Origin of the sequence: Comamonas sp. (assembly GCF_009360615.1) — a bacterium.
Classification (GTDB): Bacteria; Pseudomonadota; Gammaproteobacteria; order Burkholderiales; family Burkholderiaceae_C; genus Comamonas.
This window is the reverse complement of the sequence record NZ_SPEY01000023.1, coordinates 70,784-87,051: the sequence shown is the minus strand read 5'-3', so window position 1 is coordinate 87,051 and position 16,268 is coordinate 70,784. Positions and strand designations below refer to the sequence as shown.

General features: G+C 62.9%; 15 protein-coding genes and 2 tRNA genes. 8 read left to right on the top strand and 9 right to left on the bottom strand.

Features of this window, described 5'->3' with window-relative positions:
* Window positions 1-200 precede the first annotated feature (200 nt).
* The 4 genes from E2583_RS08005 (at window position 201) to murI (ending at window position 2,898) form a co-directional block, all read left to right on the top strand.
* Window positions 201-665: a GNAT family N-acetyltransferase gene (locus tag E2583_RS08005; protein ID WP_291594698.1), complete on the top strand. Its 465-nt coding sequence runs from the start codon at window positions 201-203 to the stop codon at window positions 663-665.
* Window positions 666-691: 26 nt separating this feature from the next.
* Complete coding sequence (locus E2583_RS08000; protein ID WP_291594696.1) at window positions 692-1,282, top strand: hypothetical protein; 591 nt, start codon at window positions 692-694, stop codon at window positions 1,280-1,282.
* On the top strand, window positions 1,272-1,913 hold the full coding sequence (locus E2583_RS07995) for a hypothetical protein (protein ID WP_291594694.1): 642 nt from the start codon (window positions 1,272-1,274) through the stop codon (window positions 1,911-1,913). The genes E2583_RS08000 and E2583_RS07995 overlap by 11 nt, the downstream gene beginning before the upstream one ends.
* A gap of 88 nt (window positions 1,914-2,001) precedes the next feature.
* Window positions 2,002-2,898, top strand: a complete 897-nt coding sequence (murI, locus tag E2583_RS07990) for a glutamate racemase (RefSeq protein ID WP_291594693.1) — start codon at window positions 2,002-2,004, stop codon at window positions 2,896-2,898.
* Window positions 2,899-2,905: 7 nt separating this feature from the next.
* Here the strand turns inward: murI and E2583_RS07985 are convergent, their stop codons facing one another.
* The 9 genes from E2583_RS07985 to E2583_RS07945 form a co-directional block, all read right to left on the bottom strand.
* Window positions 2,906-3,511: a YgjP-like metallopeptidase domain-containing protein gene (locus E2583_RS07985; protein WP_291594691.1), complete on the bottom strand. Its 606-nt coding sequence runs from the start codon at window positions 3,509-3,511 to the stop codon at window positions 2,906-2,908.
* A 73-nt stretch (window positions 3,512-3,584) separates the two neighbouring features.
* The gene (locus E2583_RS07980; protein ID WP_003078226.1) at window positions 3,585-4,214 is read right to left on the bottom strand and encodes a DUF6806 family protein; all 630 of its coding nucleotides are present in this window, start codon (window positions 4,212-4,214) and stop codon (window positions 3,585-3,587) included.
* A 225-nt stretch (window positions 4,215-4,439) separates the two neighbouring features.
* Window positions 4,440-4,528, bottom strand: a tRNA-Leu gene (locus E2583_RS07975).
* 100 nt (window positions 4,529-4,628) lie between these two features.
* Window positions 4,629-4,704 (bottom strand) — tRNA-Gly (locus E2583_RS07970).
* A 99-nt stretch (window positions 4,705-4,803) separates the two neighbouring features.
* On the bottom strand, window positions 4,804-6,426 hold the full coding sequence (locus tag E2583_RS07965) for a FadD3 family acyl-CoA ligase (RefSeq protein WP_291594686.1): 1,623 nt from the start codon (window positions 6,424-6,426) through the stop codon (window positions 4,804-4,806).
* A 3-nt stretch (window positions 6,427-6,429) separates the two neighbouring features.
* Window positions 6,430-7,497: a ferredoxin--NADP reductase gene (locus E2583_RS07960; protein WP_291594684.1), complete on the bottom strand. Its 1,068-nt coding sequence runs from the start codon at window positions 7,495-7,497 to the stop codon at window positions 6,430-6,432.
* A gap of 75 nt (window positions 7,498-7,572) precedes the next feature.
* Window positions 7,573-9,309: an FAD-binding protein gene (locus E2583_RS07955; RefSeq protein WP_291594682.1), complete on the bottom strand. Its 1,737-nt coding sequence runs from the start codon at window positions 9,307-9,309 to the stop codon at window positions 7,573-7,575.
* A gap of 15 nt (window positions 9,310-9,324) precedes the next feature.
* Window positions 9,325-11,055 (bottom strand): FAD-dependent oxidoreductase, encoded by a 1,731-nt coding sequence (locus E2583_RS07950; protein ID WP_291594681.1) that lies wholly within the window; start codon window positions 11,053-11,055, stop codon window positions 9,325-9,327.
* Window positions 11,056-11,160: 105 nt separating this feature from the next.
* Window positions 11,161-12,348 (bottom strand): acyl-CoA dehydrogenase family protein, encoded by a 1,188-nt coding sequence (locus tag E2583_RS07945; protein ID WP_291595023.1) that lies wholly within the window; start codon window positions 12,346-12,348, stop codon window positions 11,161-11,163.
* Between the two features lie 287 nt (window positions 12,349-12,635).
* On the opposite strand from E2583_RS07945, the gene E2583_RS07940 reads away from it, so the two are divergent.
* The 4 genes from E2583_RS07940 to tesF all read left to right on the top strand — a co-directional run bounded on the left by E2583_RS07940 (window position 12,636) and on the right by tesF (window position 16,261).
* Entirely contained in the window at window positions 12,636-13,613 is a 978-nt protein-coding gene (locus E2583_RS07940; RefSeq protein WP_291594679.1) for a flavin reductase, read from the top strand.
* 77 nt (window positions 13,614-13,690) lie between these two features.
* The gene (locus E2583_RS07935; RefSeq protein ID WP_291594677.1) at window positions 13,691-14,530 is read left to right on the top strand and encodes an alpha/beta hydrolase; all 840 of its coding nucleotides are present in this window, start codon (window positions 13,691-13,693) and stop codon (window positions 14,528-14,530) included.
* 6 nt (window positions 14,531-14,536) lie between these two features.
* Window positions 14,537-15,331 (top strand): fumarylacetoacetate hydrolase family protein, encoded by a 795-nt coding sequence (locus E2583_RS07930; protein ID WP_291594675.1) that lies wholly within the window; start codon window positions 14,537-14,539, stop codon window positions 15,329-15,331.
* A 6-nt stretch (window positions 15,332-15,337) separates the two neighbouring features.
* Window positions 15,338-16,261, top strand: coding sequence for an acetaldehyde dehydrogenase TesF (gene tesF, locus E2583_RS07925; protein ID WP_291594673.1), 924 nt, complete (start codon window positions 15,338-15,340; stop codon window positions 16,259-16,261).
* Window positions 16,262-16,268 lie beyond the last annotated feature (7 nt).

The window sequence follows — 16,268 nt, the reverse complement described above, 5'->3', positions numbered from 1 at the left end:
ATTTTTTCCGCTATAAAAACCTGAGCATTTCACAGACTTTAGACCACTGTTCTGCTTCATTTGATGACAGAAAATCCATCAAAACAGCGGGTTGCATGCAGATAAGGAAGTACATCCGCCCCACCCATGCACCGCAAACCAATGACATGCCCCCTGGTGCTGAAAATCATTTTTGCCAAACTCAATCCATCTGCCAACCCATGCATGTACGAAGCTATCGCCCCGGAGATGAAACCGCGCTGAGGCAGGTGTTCCACGACGCGGTGCATCAACTGGCCGCAAATCACTACAGCCCCGAGCAGCTCGATGCCTGGGCACCGCCGCAGACCGACCAGGCGGAATGGCGCAGGCGCATTCAGGCACTGAGCCCTTTTGTCGCCGTCTGCGCCAATGATCGCCCCATGGCCTACGCGGATCTGCAAGCCAATGGCTATATCGATCACTTTTTTGTGGCTCCGCGACATGCGCGCCAAGGCGTGGGTCGACGACTGCTCGCGCACATCGAGCAGACAGCGCGGCAACAAGGCCTGCAGGAGCTGAGCGCGGACGTCAGTCTCCATGCACAGGCTTTCTTCGCGCGGTTCGGCTTTGCGCTGCAGTATCGGCAGATGCCTGTGGTGCGGGGCGTAGCCCTTGGCAACGCGCATATGCGCAAAAAGCTCTGAGCTCAGCGCCGGCAGACGAGGCAAGCATGCACTGGCTCTGGACACCTGGGACCTCCACTGCGCAGAAATGGCTGATCACCATCTTCATGACGGTGATGACGGGCGCGCTCGCCCCGATCTTCTGGCGCAGCTTCATACCGACGGTGCACTGGCAGCAGACCGCGCTGTATCTGGCTCTGGCGCTCACCGCTGGCGCCGGCATCTGGCTCCGGCAGTTGCATGAAATGGGGCACTGGCAGCCGGCAGGCCCGTGGCCCGGCTACGGTCGTGCCAGGCGCTGGCTGATGGCCCTGTTCTGCAGCGCCTTCGTCACGCTGATGCTCTGGTTCAATCTGGCGGCCACCCTGCCCATGGCCTACACGGCAGCAACGGGGAGCCATGCCAGCATGCAGACACTTGCCGAGAAAAAGCGGGGCTCGGGCCGTCACGCCTGCCGCTATCAGCTCAAGCTACGCGAAGTCGATTACCTGTTCTTCGAGTTCTGCATGGACCAAGAGGGCTACGAGCACCTGCCATCGACACCCTTGCCCGCCCGGCTATCCCTGCGCCAGGGCTACTTCGGCAGCTGGGTGGAGAGCGTTCGCCTGACCACACCACAGCAAAAAGATGAGCACTGATCGCCGTGCCACAATAAAAAGATGCCTGCTTTTAGGGCGAAACCCACATCAAACAGGCGCTACCAGCTCCGTTTTCTATTTTTCTTTCACCATGCAATATCTTCTGCTGCCACTGATGCTGATCTCAGGCATGGGTTTTGTACTCAGCGCAATCACGCACCTGGCGGCACTTGCAGGGCAGATCGATGCAATAGAAATGCATTTACCTCAAGATGCTTTAGGACTGTTCACCAGCGTGATGAGTCTCGGGATTTTTGCCGTCTGGATGCCTGCGGCGCTGATCGCCCAGCGCATCAACAATGGCAACCGCCTTCATTTTTCGTGGAGGAAGGTGCTCGCAGGCTGTCCCGCCTGGATGCGCAACAGCGCTTATGGACTCTTTGCATACGCCATTGTCAACTTCTTCCTGGGCATCGGCAGCGGCATGGCGGAGTCGCAGCACGGCATGCGCCTCTTCTCCGGCCACTGGATGCTCTTCTACGGCATGGCGTTCTGCATCTTCTTCTCGCGCTCGAACCCGTCCACCATGACGTCTGTCCGCCATTGTCCTGGCGGTCACGAGATCGGCCATGACGACGCCTTCTGCCCGGTCTGCGGCCTGCCCGCAGCCCGCGACGACCGCGACGGGTGATCTCCCCAATCCCCTGAACGCGCCACACAAGTGCAAATCGGCGCATACTTGCGGGCGCATCATTGCCTGCACTCACCCTCTTTGCAACATGCCCACTCCTCACTCCCCCATCGGTATTTTTGATAGCGGTGTGGGTGGCCTCAGCGTGCTACAGGCATTGCGCCATGAGCTGCCTCACGAGCGGTTCGTCTATCTGGCCGACAGCGGCAATGCTCCCTACGGAGACGCCAGGGGGGACGCGTTTGTACAGGAGCGCAGCCTGGCCATTGCGCATTATCTGTTGCAGCAGCACGACATCAAGATTCTGGTGATTGCCTGCAACACTGCCACGGCGGCGGCCGTGGAGCTGATGCGCGAGCGCATGCCGCAGTTGCCTGTCATCGGCGTGGAACCCGCCATCAAGCCGGCCTCTTTTTCCAGCCAGACGCGCCATGTGGGCGTGATGGCCACCCGGGGTACCGTCTCCAGTCAGCGCGTGGCCCGTCTGGTTTCGGAGCATGGCCTGCACACCGAGTTTCATCTGCAGGCCTGCGATGGTCTGGCCAGGGCCATCGAGCAAAGCACCGAACAAGCGTTGCCTGCGCAGGCAAGCGCTACGGAGATCCGGGCACTGTGCAGAAAATACACAAGCGCCCTGGGCAGTTTCGGCCATAAAACCGGACAGATGGATACGCTGGTGCTGGGTTGCACGCATTACGTGTTCGTCAAGGATGACCTGCGCGCTCTGCTGGGACCCGATATCCAGTTCCTGGACACCGGCGCTCCCGTCGCGCGCCAGACCCGACGCATGCTGGAGCAGCGCAAGCTGCTGACCCCCGAATCCGGGGACGCGCCACAGCTGGCACGGGCCGAGCAGATCCAGCTCATGACAACCGGCCGCCTGAGTGCGTTGCAAGCCGCCGCCCAACGCTGGCTGCAACTGCCCGCCCATTGCAGTCAGGCCGTGAACGTGCGCTCGGAAAGTTCTGCGGCAACCCCCGCCTGACCCCCTGTCAGGCCCACAGCGCTTGCCCGCCCTGATCCAGATAGCTGAGGTAAAAGCGCACATCGAACTCCAGCTGGTGGTAATCAGCCTCCATATGCACGCATAACTGATAAAAGGCCTTGTCGTGGTCCATGATGCGGAGGTGGGCCAGTTCATGCACACAGATCATGCGCAGAAAGGCATCGGGCGCCTGTTTGAACATGGCCGCCACATGAATTTCGTGCCGCGCATTGAGCCGGCTGCCATGCGCAATCGCACGCCTGGTGTGCAACCCCAGGGCATTGCGCACCACATGAATCCTGCTGTCGTAGGCCACTTTGTGCAACTGGCCGGCGTTGCGCAGATACCGGGCCTTGAGTGCATCGACATAGTCATAGAGCGCCCTGTCCGTGCGCACCGCGTGGGCCTGCGGATATTTGCGCAGCAGCCAGTCGCCGGCCTTGCCGGCCAGCAGCCAGTCGCGCACCTGGTTCTGCAGCGATGGCGCGTAGCCCGAGAGATAGGGCAAGGCCGGGGGCGCCCCTGCTTCGCCCATGCCGACACGCGCAGCCCTGTCCTTGCGAAGCTGCTGTGTGACGGCGCCCGAATACTTGGGTGTGGGAATGGGCTTCATGGCAAAAGACAAACCCTCTGTCACAGTCCCGGGACTGCAGCACAGAGGGCTTTGACGGCGAAGGATCGAAGAATCAATGCAGATGGCGAGGACGGCGATTGCCGCCATGACCGGAGGCCGAGCCGCCCGATCCGCCACGCGGCGGCTTGCCCAGCTCCAGCGAGCTGACCAGGGCCTCGAAACGCTGCGAGAACAGCTTGTCGATCTCCTGTACCACACCACCAAGCTCGGCACCGTCGAAGTGGCGCTCCATCATGTTGATGACGTCCTGCACCAGCAGATCGCGCTGCACCTGCATGATGGCGGCAGGATTGGGGCCCACAAACAGCATCAGGAAGTCATCGCGGCTCTGGGCCTCGGCAGGAGCCTCTTCCTCGTCGAACTCGGTGTCGTAGAAGGTCACTTCGATCGGCGAGCCCTGCTCGGCCAGCTCGTTCAGGCCCATGCACATATCGTCCAGAGCCTGACGGAAGTCATCATCGCCGCGCACGGTCCAGCACATCTGCAACAGATGTTCTTTGGCGTCGAACTGGATGCCGGGCTCTTCTTCGTAAAGACTTCCCTCGCCATCCGTCAATGAGCGCGCGCCGGCATAGGCCCACAAGGGACGCAATGCATCTTGCAGCTGCTCATACGTGACGTCGGCACGGAGCAGAACCTGACCGTGGACATGAATTTCAAAAGCAGCGTTGTAACTAGACATCTTTTCTCTCTGGGAGTGCAGGCTCCGCCAGCATGACAGAACTGCAAGCCATATTGCATCGAAGCCGGGGCTTTTCCAAGTGCCTTGACCAAAGCCCGACATCGCAGTGCCCTACAGCATCACTACCCTTGATTTTCCCACCTTCGGCAAGACTGCGGGCGGCCGCGGCCATCCATCCACAAATAAAAAAGCCCGCTACACAAAAAATAGCAGGCTTTTCAATTCTGGTGCCTCGAGCCGGAATCGAACCGGCACGCTTCGTTAGAAGCGGCAGATTTTAAGTCTGCAGTGTCTACCAATTTCACCATCGAGGCCCGCTTCACCACCTGGCGCAGGGCACCAGGGAGAAGTATTGCATCAGCCAGGCGACCAACGCAATAAAAAAGGGAAGCTTTTGCTTCCCTTTTCAAAATCTGGAGCGGGAAAACGGGTTCGAACCGTCGACCTATACCTTGGCAAGGTATCGCTCTACCAACTGAGCTATTCCCGCATTTCTGAAAAGCCGTTCGCCTTACAGAGCAGCCTTGAATTATAGCCACGATTTTCAGTCGCTTTGCGAAAAGCACGCGGCTTTTGGGGATGCACTGGCTCAGACCGGCTGTGAAGCAGCTGCGAGCCTGCTCTTGACGATCTGCAGCAGATCGCGCTTTTGCACCTTGTTGGAGGCATTGACGGGCAGACCGTCCATCTGCAACACAAAGCGCGGCACCTTGTAGTTCGCCATATTCGCGCGGCACCAGGCGGTGAAGGCCTCCTTGTCCAGCGTGATGCCATGGCGTGTCACCACGCAGGCACAGCCGACCTCGCCCATGCGCTCGTCGGCCACGCCGACCACGGCGACCTGCGCCACCTCGGGGTGGTTGGAGAGCATGCGTTCGATCTCGGCCGGGTAGCAATTGAATCCGCCCACGATGAACATGTCTTTGAGGCGATCGGTGATGCGCAGATAACCGCGCTCGTCAAGCACGCCTACATCGCCGGTATGCAGCCAGCCATCGGCATCGATGGTCTCGGCCGTCGCCTGCTCGTCCTCGAAGTAGCCCTGCATGATGTGATAGCCGCGCAGCAACACCTCGCCCGCCTCGCCGGGGGCCACGGGCTGCCCCTGTTCGTTGACGCAGCGCACCTCGGTCCCGGGCAGGGCCTTGCCGCAGGTATGGGCCACGGTTTCCACATTGTCGGTGGGCTCGCACAGCGTGGCGCAACCGCCGCACTCTGTCAGGCCGTAGGCGGTCGTGACATTCTGGATGCCCAGTTCCTCGCGCATGCGCCTGATGAGAATGGGCGGTACGGTGGACGCGCCGGTCACCGAGGACTTCAGCGAGCTCAGGTCGAAATCCCTGAGACCGGGATGCGCCAGCATGGACAGGAACAATGTCGGCGGTCCGGGCAGGAAGCTGATGCGGTCGCTCTGGATGCGCTGCAGGATGGCCTGGGCATCGAACACCTGCTCGGGATAGACGGTAGAGCCCTGCAGCAAGGCCGCCACCCAGCCGGCCTTGTAGCCAAAGGTATGAAAGAACGGATTGACGATCAGGTAGCGGCTGCCTTCGCTCAGACCGACCACCTGCGACCAGGCCTTGAACGCCAGAATCGTCGGGCGGTGAGCGCACATCACCCCCTTGGGACGCCCCGTGGTGCCGGAGGTGAACATCAGATCGGCCGTGTCGTCCGGCCTGATCCGGGCTTCGCGCTCCTGCTGGGCCCGGACGGTCGTGCCCTCGGCCCTGGCCATGAACTGCGCCCAGCTCATGTCTGCGCTGGGCAGCACCTTGTCGCCAAGCACCACCACCTGCTCCAGGGTGGAAGGACGCAGGCCCTGCAGCAGCTCGGGGTAGTAGTTGCCCAGGAAGTCCCCCACGCATACCAGCACCCTGGCGCGGCTGCGCTCCAGGATATCCGCGGCCTCGGCACCTTTCATGCGGGTGTTCAGGGGCACCAGCACGCCACCTGCGGCATGCACGCCGCAGGCGGCAACGATCCACTCGCCGAGATTCGGCGCCCACAGCGCCACACGGTCGCCGGCCTGCACGCCAAGGCTCATCAGGGCCCGTGCGGCCTGACGGCTCAGCTGCTGAAGCTCGGCGTAGCTGATGGACTTGCCGTGCTCGACAATCGCCGCGCGATCGGCAAAGCGGCTGACCACATCGGCCAGCATGCCCGGCAAGGTCAGCGAGGACTCTGGCATCGCATTCTGGTTGGGTTTCGACATAAATTACTCCGGAAATCTGACGCTCAGCGTTTCACTGGTGGGCACCGACTGACAGGCCAGCGTCCATTTCTTGGACAGGTCCTTGGCATCCAGCACTTCGTTGTGCCGCAGCTGTACGCTGCCTTCCTGCACCTGGCACATGCAGGACGCGCACATGCCGGCCTGGCAGGAGTACGGTACGTTGATGCCGGCGCGCAATCCGGCCTCGAGAATGGTCTCCGTCCCCCTGCAGCGGAATTCGTACTCCTCTCCATCCAGGCGCAGCTTCACCACGGCTTCCCCGACTGCGGCCTCCACAGGAGTTGCCGCCGCCTGAAGCTGCTGCAGGGTCTCTTCGTCGGGCAGCGAGACAAAGCGCTCCACATGCACCTGATCGGCAGGCATCCCGGCGTCGATCAATGCGGCCTGCGCGGCATCCATGAAGGGGCCCGGGCCGCAGATGAACGCCTGGCCCGCATCGGCCACCCAGGGTGTGGCCCAGGCCGCTAGCTGCTTCCGGGAGGGCGCACCTTGCACCGAGTCCAGCCAGTGAATGACCTGCAGGCGATCCGGGTACTCGGCCGCAAGCTGCTGAAGATCCTTCCTGAAGATGACCGAGCGCTCGTCGCGGTTGGCATAGAACAGCACCACGCTGCCCTGATGCTGCTTGAGCACGCTGCGCAGAATGGAGAACACCGGCGTGATACCGCTGCCACCGGCCAGCAGCAGGAAGTTCTGCGACAGGTTGCGCGGCGAGAAAAGGCCCGAGGGAGGCATCAGCTCGATGGAGTCTCCGACCCGAACCCGGTCACACACCCAGTTGGAGCCCCGCCCCTTTTCCACACGCTTGACGGTCACGCGCAAGGCATCGTCAATCGCCGGCGCGCTGGACATGGAATAGCAGCGAGGCACGTATCGCCCCTCGATGGGCAGACGCAATGTCAGAAACTGGCCAGGCCGATAGCTGAACTGCTCGGCCAGCTCCCCCGGAACTTCAAAGACGATGGACTTGGTATCGTGTGTCTCGTCAATCACTGCGCGCACGCGCAGCGGGTGATAGCGCGGTGCGGTTGTCATGGCTTCACTGCTCATTTCTTCTTACCCCTTACTCACTCTCTCTGTGCCATCTTGCGGCGGAGTCCCGATGCAAGAGCCCCATCCAAGGGGTCAGGAACTGACGCTTTCCACGGCGGGTGCCGGCTCTTGCACCGCCTGCCCGGCCAGGGGCTCGTCCGCGTCAAGCGCCGCCGCCTTGCCGGCACGGCGGCCCGAGAACACGCAGTCGGCCAGGGACAGGCCGCTCACATAGCGCGAGGAGGCCACGCCAATGGCGGTGCGCCCTGCGGCATACAGTCCGGGAATGTCGCGCCCAGCGCCATCGATCACCGCACCGCTGGCCTCATTGACCTTGAGACCTCCCAGGCTCAGCACGGCCAGCGGAAACATCTTCTGGTGGATGGAGATATCGATGGCAAACAGCGAACCGGCCTTGAACTCGTGGCGCATGTCAGGGGACTTGCCCATCGGGTCGTCGATCTCGCCGCGTGCAGCGGCATTGGCGCTGTCGAACTGGCGCTGCAGGACTGCTGCATCCATATGGAGCTTGCCGGCCAGATCGGCGACCGATCGGCCCTTGATCGCGACCTTGTACATCAGCGCCAAAGCGGGCATGGACTGAAAGGCCCACAGGCCTCCGAACAGGCACTGCCAGGCTGCCTGCCTGCGAAGCTTGCCATCAATGATGAGCCAGGCCTTGCCACCCTGCTTTTCCATCATCTCGTAGCCGAGCTTGGCACCGTAGACCTGCTCGTTGCAAAACCGCTCGCCTCGGGTGTTGACCACCAGCCCCTTGGGCCAGACCGATGGCGGCGTGATGAAACGCCAGGCCGAGATATTGTTCAGATCCTGAGCCACCCCTCCCACGGAGAGCCCGAGGCGCAGACCCGAGCCGTCACAGCCCGCCGCACCGGTCAGCCAGCCAGGCTTGTACGCCGGTGCGTGCCGATCCAGCAGCTCCGAATTGAAGATATAGCCACCGGTGGACAGCACCACCGCCTTGCGAGCGCGGATATAGCGCCTCTCGCCGATCTCGCTTTCGATCTGCGCCGCTTCGCGGCGCCCAGCCTGGGCCCGTGGAGCCTGGTACAGGCGCCACTTGGCCACCAGCACGTCCAGCTTCTTGTGGCGCTCGGTACGCGGATCGCCCTGGGGCAAGACCATCACCTCCACGCCCAGCACACGGCCGCTGTCCCTCTCGCGCACCAGGCGCTGGACGCGGGCCTGCGTCAAGGTGCGGGCTCCGTGCGCCAGCGTGGACTTTTGCAGCGCGGCGAAAAACGTCGCACCCGACTGTCCCTTGGCGACCACGCGATGACCGCGCGGCGCGGGCTTGCCGGCCAGCTGCGGGTTGACATAGGCCGGCACCACTTCGTTGCCCGAGTAGTACAGGTACATGCCATCGGCCGGATAGGACGTCTTGTACGCCGGCATGGTGGAGGCAAATGTGGCACCCTGCTTCTCGAGCCAGTTGAGGTTGTCCACGCTATCGCGGCTGAAGCGGGCCAGTGTTTCGTCGCTGACCACGCCATTGACCTCGTGCCGGAGGTAGGCCGCCATGGCCTCTGGCGAATCCTCGAAACCAGCTTCCTTCTGGTATCGGGTGCCGCCGCCAGCGTACACCACACCGCCGGAAAGCACACTGGCACCGCCACCGCTGAAACGGTCAATCACCAGCACTTCGGCTCCGTGCTCACGGGCTTCGATGGCGGCACTGGCCCCTGCGCCGCCCCAGCCGACGACCACCACGTCACTGGCATCGGACCAGTGTATTTCATCGGCCGAGCGCACATCGAGCGCAGCCCCCACGGGATTGATGGTGCTGACGAGCTTGTTGGAATTGGACATCTCCATGCCTCCTGCCTAAACGGTCCTGCCCAGCAGATGCGGGTTCTCGAGCGGCAGCGGCGTGCCCAGCATGTGAGCAACGGCGCGGAAGGCAAAAGTCATGGCCGGTCCCAGGGTGGAGCCCGCGCCGGCGTAGGCCGGCCCCATGACGGAAGCGGAGTTGTTGCCCACGCAGTAAAGACCTTCGATGATCTCGCCTTGCGTATCGAGCACACGGCCATCCCTGTCGGTCAGCAGCCCGCCCTTGGTGCCGATCTCGCCCGGCCAGAGGCGCATGGCATAGAACGGCCCCTTCTCGATGGGGCCGAGATTGGGGTTGACCAGGCGCGGGTCGCCGTAGTAGCGGTCAAACACATTGCTGCCACGGCCGAAGTCCGGATCCTTGCCGACCCTGGCGTATTCGCTCATGCGGCGCGCACTCTCCTTCAGGCCTGCCGCATCCACGCCGATCTGGCGCGCCAGATCCTCCAGCGTCTCGCCCTTCCAGTAGACGTTGTTCAACCAGCTCTTGCGCAGCTTGCTGTCCGGTACGGCGGAGCCGGGCATCAGCGGGCCCATGGGGTTTTGCGCGCGGAAGCTGGCGTCGAACACGATCCATGCGGGCACGCCGCCATTGCCCTTGGCATGCTCGGCCAGCATGGCCTGCTGGAATTCGGGATACGGCCCGGACTCGTTGAGGAAGCGCTGCCCCCGGTTGTTGACCACCATGCATCCCGGCAGCGAGCGTTCCACGAAGATGCCACGGAAGGCAGGTTCCTTGGGAACATCCATGGTGGGCACGCCCCAGGACCAGTCCATCAGCGCCAACTGCGCGCCCACTGCCTGTCCGGCCCGGTGCGCATCTCCGGTATTGCAGCCTGCCGGGGTCGCCGTCCACTCGGCCTTGGTGGGCTTGTTCAGGTACTGGTCGCGCATTTCCTGGTTGCGCTCAAAGCCACCGGCACCCAGCAGGACGCCACGTCCGGCTTTGATCTGCAGGCGCTGACCGTCCTTTTCAACGATGACCGCCGTCACACGGCCCCCTGGCGCCCGCACCAGCTCCTTGAGCGGTGCATTGCGCCACATCTCGACACCGGCCTTGTTGGCCGCAGCCAGCAGGCCGGCCACCAGCGCCTGCCCGCCTGTCATTCGGCGATCGCGCCTGGTCTTGCTGCGCCAGGGATAGTCCAGGAAATACCTGAGCATGATGCCGAGGATGGTGAAGCGCGATTTCAGTTCGCGCGACAGCATGGAATGTGCCTCGAAAGCACTGATGCTCATGCGGCCGAACAGCTGATTGCCGGGAGGGCCGGGGCGCATGGTTTCCAATGCCGCCAGGCCCAGCTTGGCGGCATTGAAATCCACCGGATCCATGGTCCGGCCGCCGGGTCTGGAGCCTTCGATGTGGGGGTAGTAATCCGCATACTTGGCCATGGCACGGTAGGGAATCCCGATCTTGCGCAGGTACTCGGCCATCTTGCTGGCGGTTTCCACATAGGCCAGCACGCGGTCATCCGTCGCCATGCCGCGCACACAGCGCTTCAAATAGCCGAATGCAGTCTCCAGGTCATCCTTGATGCCGACATTCTTCTGGTCGTAATTGACAGGAATCCAGATGCCGCCGCCCGACAGGGCCGAAGTACCGCCAAACAGTTCCGTCTTCTCCACCAACAGCGTCCTGAGACCCTGCTCCTGGGCCCGAATGGCACCCAACAGGGCTCCCGCCCCCGAACCCACGACGATCAGGTCGTATTCCTGCTCTGCCATACCTTGTCTCCGTCAATTATCTGTTTTATGCATGGACTGGCGCTGATGCACACTGGCCGCAGCCACCGCGATGCGCGGTCGCGGCAGCCTGCTGCATGAACGGCGTCAGACGAAAGGTTCCTGGTTGGCAATGCCCAGCACGTGCGAACCGTAAGCGCGGACATAGGCGTCCGTATTGTTGGCGATATGCGTGCGTCCCTGATGGATGTCGCGGAAGATGCGCTCGATGGGGTTGCTCTTGAAAGTTCCGCTGGCGGCGCAGGCGCGCATCAGCTCGTTGGCGTGAAAGCCCGTCAGCTTGGGCACGTACGATGCCTGGGCCCGTTGCAGCAGGCGCTCTTCCAGCGTCAGCTGAATGCCGGTCTTGGCGGCATCCACGATGCGGGCATAGTTGCGGAACAGCACCACCTTGAGCTGATCCAGCGCAATCGTGGCTTCGGTCACGGCCGTCTGGGCGTTCACGTCCTCGGCCATCTTGTTGCCATGCTTGCCCACATGCGACGTCGCGCGCTCGGTGAACGAAGCGATGGCGCTTTCCAGCGCACCCAGACAGGCGGTGGACACCGCGCGCTGGAACACATGGGTGAAAGGGATGCGGAACAGCCAGTTGGTGTTCTGTGCGCGGCCGGGGCAACCCGCATCGCTGTGGTCGTTGGTGTACTGGATGCGATGTGCGGGTACAAACGCGTCTTCCACCACGATGTCATGACTGCCCGTGCCACGCAGGCCGAGCACATCCCAGTTGTCCTCGATGCGATAGTCTGCCTTGGGCAGCAAGAAGGTCACGTGCTCCAGACCCGGAGTTCCATCACGCTTGGGCAGCAGACCGCCGAGAAACAGCCAGTCGCAATGCTTGGAGCCGGTGGAGAAGCTCCAGCGGCCGTTGAACCTGAAGCCGCCCTCCACGGGCTCGGCCTTGCCGGTGGGCATATAGGTCGATGCGATCCGCACGCCGGTGTCATGGCCCCATACGTCCTGCTGGGCCTGATCGGGAAACAGCGCCAGCTGCCAGGGGTGAACGCCGACCACGCCATAGATCCAGGCCGTGGACATGCAGCCCTTGGCCAGCTCCATCTGCACGCTGTAGAAAACGCGGGGGTCCATTTCATAGCCACCCCAGCGCCTGGGTTGCAGCACGCGGAACAGACCCGCCTCGGCCATCTCCTGAACGGTCTCGTCGCTGATCTTGCCTTCGCGATCCGCCTGCTGGGCGCGGGCCGCCAGCCTGGGCGCCAGAGCCTTGGCACGCTCGATCACGGCCAGCGCATCGGGGGTGAGGTAGTTGTCTGTCATGGTGTTCATTCAGGTCTCCGGTTGCCGCTCCACCGGACGGCTTGTGGTGTGGTGGGCAAGGCTTCTCGCCTATGACAGAAATGCTCGCACCGCGCTATTTTCCGTTCATCGTCCGATCAGACTAACGACGCAGCAGGCGTTTCCGGCGCTTCTCAGAGCCGGATCCGGCGCCCCGGAATCACCAGGCCTGGGACAAGTACCGAGCCCGGTTTTCCCCTGCTAGTCCAAGTGAAGGATTCGTCGAAACGCCGTTCGCAGCACTCTCGCAGCAAGGAGACATTCACCTCATGCAAAGTACTGCAGCAACCTTCGACCCGAGAGACTTTCGCCGCGCCCTGGGCATGTTCGGCACCGGGGTCACCATCGTCACCACCCGTGCCGGGAATGGCGAGCCTGTAGGAATCACCGCCAACAGCTTCAACTCCGTTTCGCTGGACCCGCCCATGGTGCTGTGGAGCCTGGCCAAGAACGCGCGCAGCCTGCCCGTGTTCCAGAGCGCCAGCACCTGGAACGTGCACATCCTCTCCAACGAGCAAGAAGCGCTGTCCAACCGCTTTGCCCGTGTCGGCGAGGACAAGTTCTCGGGCCTGCCCCTGGACTCCGAGTCCGACCATGCCCCGCTGCTGCAGGACTGCAGCGCACGCTTCAGGTGCAAGACCGCATTTCAGTACGACGGTGGCGACCACATCATCTTCGTGGGCGAGGTGACCGACTACGACGCCAGCCCGCACCCTCCTCTGCTCTATGTGACCGGCGGCTACGCCATGGCCTCGCGCAAGGCTGGCCCCGTGGCCAGCGACCCCTCTGCCGACTGTGATACGGCCTATTCCGAAAACCTGATCGGCTACCTGATGGGGCGCGCGCACTTCCAGTTCCTGAGCGGACTGCGCAGACCCATGGCGGCCTACGGCATGACCGACGCCGATTTCTACGTGCTCTCGCTGCTGAGCATCCAGCAGCCCCAGTCCCCTGCCGAGATTGCCTCTCACATGGCCTACACCGGCACCGACATCGGCGCAGTCGCTCTGCAGTCACTGATTGCCAAGGGCTGGGTGGAGGAGAGCCGCGAGCGGCAGCAGTCCCTGCAGCTCACACCACAGGGCAACGAAGCCATCCTGCACGTACTGGCCGCAGCCAAGGCCGTCGAGACCGGCCTCGTCGAAAGCCTGGGCGAGATGGAAGCCGCCACCTTGCGCAACCTGCTCAAGAAAGCCATTGCCGCCACCGACCCTGGCCTGCCCAAGCTCTGGCGAGCCAAGGCTTGAGGCGCTGCGCTCCCCGATTTCTCACCCGAAGGCAGGAGACAGCCTTCGCCTATCCACTCCAAGCATCCAGAACATAGATGAGCACTTTTTCCATCCCAGAAGGCAAGTATGTGGACATCGGCAACGTGGCCGGCCATGCCCAGCGCGTGCACTACCACGAGCAAGGCTCGGGTGATCCCGTCATCTTCCTGCACGGCGCCGGCGCTGGTGCCAGCGGCTACAGCAACTTCAAGGGCAACTATCCCGAATTTGCGGCGGCCGGCTTTCGCGCCATCGTTCCGGATCTGCTCGGATACGGCCTCTCGTCCAAGACCGAAGAGCCCAGGCAGTACGACATGGATTTTTTCATCGCCGGCATCAAAGGCCTGGTGGACCAACTGGACCTGAGGAACATCACCCTGCTGGGCAACTCGCTGGGCGGCGCCGTGGCGCTGGGCTATGCACTCAAGTACCCCGAGGACGTCAGGAGCCTGATCCTCATGGCACCCGGCGGCGTGGAAGAGTTCGAAACCTATATGGCCATGCCCGGCATTGCCAATATGTTCAATATCTACAAGTCCGGCAAGACCGGCCCTGAAGCCATGCGCGCCGTCATGAGCATGCAGGTGGTGGACCAGTCGCTGCTGACCGACGAGATCATCAACGAACGCGCCCCGATCGCGCTGACCCAGACCGAGGCCTCGCGCCAGCGGCTCTACATCCCCGATATGACCGGGCGGCTGCCCGATCTCAGGTGCAACGTGCTGGCCTTCTGGGGCATGCAGGATGCCTTCAACCCCGTGGGCGGTGCCGACAAGCTGGCCAAGGGCATCCCGCACTGCCGCGTCGTGCTGGTCAACCAGTGCGGCCACTGGGTACAGGTCGAGCATCGCGAGATGTTCAACCGCACCTGCATCGATTTCATGAAGAACGGCTGACGACTCATGCATGACAAGCATTTCATCGAAGCGCAAGGCCGGCGCCTGTATGAGGCACTGCGCAGCGCCAGGACGCTCGCACCGCTGACCGACAGCCACCCCGCGATGACGGTCGAAGACGCCTATCACATCTCCCTGCACATGCTGCGCCTGCGCGAAGCGGCGGGCGAGCGCGTGATCGGCAAGAAGATCGGCGTGACCTCCAAGCCCGTGCAGGACATGCTGAACGTGCACCAGCCCGACTTCGGCTTTCTGACCGACCGCATGGAATACGAGGACGGCGCAACCGTCTCGATCAAGGCGGCCGGCCTGATCCAGCCTCGTGCCGAAGGCGAAATCGCCTTCATGCTCAAGAAGGATCTGCAAGGCCCGGGGGTGAGCAAGGAAGACGTGCTGGACGCCACCGCGTGGGTGGCTCCCTGCTTCGAGATCGTCGATTCACGCATCCAGGACTGGAAGATCAAGATCCAGGACACCGTGGCCGACAACGCATCCTGCGGTGTCTTCGTGATCGGCAGGCTGCACACCGATCCCGCTTCGCTGGATCTGGCCGAGGCGGCCATGCAGATGCACAGGAACGGCCAGCCTGCGGGAGCTGGTCTCGGCAGCGCCGTACAGGGCCACCCGGCCGAGGCCGTGGCCTGGCTGGCCAACACCCTGGGCGCATTCGGCATTCCCTTCAAGGCCGGCGAGCTCATTCTCTCGGGATCGCTGGCCCCGCTGGTGCCTGCCGCTGCCGGCGACCACTTCGAGATGGTCATTGCCGGCATGGGCAGCTGTTCCATTCAATTCACGGAGTAAGACCCCATGACGCAAAAGAAAATCAAGTGTGCGCTGATCGGCCCCGGCAATATCGGTACCGACCTGCTCATGAAACTGCAGCGATCGCCCCTGCTGGAGCCAGTGTGGATGGTCGGCATCGACCCTGAGTCCGACGGTCTCAAGCGTGCCCGCGAGATGGGCATCAAGACCACGGCCGAAGGGGTGGACGGCCTGCTGCCCTTCGTCAAGCAAGACGGCATACAGATCGCCTTCGACGCCACCAGCGCCTATGTCCACGCCGAAAACAGCCGCAAACTCAACGCGCTGGGCGTGCTGATGATCGACCTCACGCCCGCAGCGATCGGCCCCTACTGCGTGCCCAGCGTGAACCTGGCCGAGAAGGTCGCAGAAAAAGCCATGAATGTGAACATGGTCACCTGCGGCGGCCAGGCCACCATTCCCATGGTGGCAGCGGTTTCGCGCGTGCAGGCCGTGCGCTATGGCGAGATCGTGGCCACGGTGTCAAGCCGCTCTGTCGGCCCCGGCACACGCAAGAACATCGACGAATTCACCCGTACCACCTCGGGTGCCGTGGAGCAGATCGGCGGCGCGCAAAAGGGCAAGGCCATCATCGTCATCAACCCCGCCGAGCCGCCGCTGATCATGCGCGACACCATCCACTGCCTCACGGTGGACGCCCCCAAGCCGGCCGAGATCGAAGCCTCGGTTCGGGACATGATCCAGGAAGTCCAGAAATACGTGCCCGGCTACAAGCTGGTCAACGGTCCCGTGATCGACGGCAACCGCGTCTCCATCTATATGGAGGTCGAAGGCCTGGGCGACTACCTGCCCAGGTACGCGGGCAACCTGGACATCATGACCGCCGCCGCGGCCCGCACGGCCGAGATGTTTGCCGAAGAAATCCTTGCCGGCCGCTTCGAGCTGGCCGAAGCTGCCGTTGCCGCCTGAACTTAGG